This is a genomic window from Terrisporobacter mayombei, assembly GCF_020748465.1.
GTDB lineage: Bacteria > Bacillota > Clostridia > Peptostreptococcales > Peptostreptococcaceae > Terrisporobacter > Terrisporobacter mayombei.
Genome location: NZ_JAHZMP010000297.1, coordinates 1 through 432 on the forward strand (window position 1 = coordinate 1; position 432 = coordinate 432).

Consider the following 432-nt stretch of genomic DNA (forward strand, 5'->3'; position numbering starts at 1 on the left):
GATTACACCTGGAACGACAACGGCGAACTCATCCGCATCAGCAGCCCGCGCCAGACCCGGAGTTACAGCTACAGCACCACCGGCAGGCTGACCGACGTTCACACCACCGCAGCGAATCTGGATATCCGCATCCCGTATGCCACAGACCCGGCAGGTAACCGCCTGCCCGACCCGGAGCTGCACCCGGACAGCACCCTCAGCATGTGGCCGGATAACCGTATCGCCCGTGACGCGCACTATCTTTACCGGTATGACCGTCACGGCAGGCTGACAGAGAAAACCGACCTCATCCCGGAAGGGGTTATCCGCACGGCTGATGAGCGGACTCCCCGGTACCCTTGCGCCCGTCCGCCCCCGCTGGGCCACTACCGCGCGCCCCACATTCCAGACCCGCTGGGCGCAACCCGCCGTCCTTCACACCCCGCTGGCCCC

1 pseudogene is annotated in these 432 nt (G+C 65.7%); it reads left to right on the forward strand.

The features are described 5' to 3' along the window. A pseudogene (locus tag K0039_RS25560) lies at positions 1–432 on the forward strand (hypothetical protein); the annotation flags it as partial.